Raw genomic sequence first — 1,394 nt, 5'->3', positions numbered from 1 at the left:
CTGAGGACAAGCCCTCGGCCTATTAGTACCGGTCAACTCCACCCCTCACAGGGCTTCCATATCCGGCCTATCAACCCAGTCGTCTACTGGGAGCCTTACCCTCTCAAGGAGGTGGGAGTGCTCATCTCGAAGCAGGCTTCCCGCTTAGATGCTTTCAGCGGTTATCCCTCCCGAACGTAGCCAACCAGCCATGCCCTTGGCAGAACAACTGGCACACCAGAGGTTCGTCCGTCCCGGTCCTCTCGTACTAGGGACAGCCCTTCTCAACACTCCTACGCGCACAGCGGATAGGGACCGAACTGTCTCACGACGTTCTAAACCCAGCTCGCGTACCGCTTTAATGGGCGAACAGCCCAACCCTTGGGACCTACTCCAGCCCCAGGATGCGACGAGCCGACATCGAGGTGCCAAACCATCCCGTCGATATGGACTCTTGGGGAAGATCAGCCTGTTATCCCCGGGGTACCTTTTATCCGTTGAGCGACGGCGCTTCCACAAGCCACCGCCGGATCACTAGTCCCTACTTTCGTACCTGCTCGACCCGTCAGTCTCACAGTCAAGCTCCCTTGTGCACTTACACTCAACACCTGATTGCCAACCAGGCTGAGGGAACCTTTGGGCGCCTCCGTTACCCTTTAGGAGGCAACCGCCCCAGTTAAACTACCCACCAGACACTGTCCCTGATCCGGATCACGGACCCAGGTTAGACATCCAGCACGACCAGAGTGGTATTTCAACGACGACTCCACCATGACTGGCGTCACGGCTTCAAAGTCTCCCACCTATCCTACACAAGCCGAACCGAACACCAATATCAAGCTATAGTAAAGGTCCCGGGGTCTTTCCGTCCTGCTGCGCGAAACGAGCATCTTTACTCGTAATGCAATTTCACCGGGCCTATGGTTGAGACAGTCGAGAAGTCGTTACGCCATTCGTGCAGGTCGGAACTTACCCGACAAGGAATTTCGCTACCTTAGGATGGTTATAGTTACCACCGCCGTTTACTGGCGCTTAAGTTCTCAGCTTCGCCCCACCGAAATGGAGCTAACCGGTCCCCTTAACGTTCCAGCACCGGGCAGGCGTCAGTCCGTATACATCGCCTTACGGCTTCGCACGGACCTGTGTTTTTAGTAAACAGTCGCTTCTCGCTGGTCTCTGCGGCCACCCCCAGCTCAGACAGCAAGTGCCGTCACCAGGAATGGCCCCCCTTCTCCCGAAGTTACGGGGGCATTTTGCCGAGTTCCTTAACCATAGTTCACCCGAACGCCTCGGTATTCTCTACCTGACCACCTGAGTCGGTTTGGGGTACGGGCCGCCATGAAACTCGCTAGAGGCTTTTCTCGACAGCATAGGATCATCCACTTCACCACAATCGGCTCGGCATCAGGTCTCAG

Annotated in this window: 1 rRNA gene; it reads right to left on the bottom strand. The window is 56.2% G+C overall.

What is annotated here, in order from left to right:
- Positions 1–2 precede the first annotated feature (2 nt).
- Positions 3–1,394, bottom strand: a 23S ribosomal RNA gene (locus ABTX81_RS39540); the annotation flags it as partial.

The sequence above is a fragment of the Kitasatospora sp. NPDC097605 genome (assembly GCF_040302725.1).
GTDB lineage: Bacteria > Actinomycetota > Actinomycetes > Streptomycetales > Streptomycetaceae > Kitasatospora.
The sequence above is the reverse complement of the archived record's forward strand: the minus strand, read 5'-3'. Positions and strand labels throughout refer to the sequence as shown.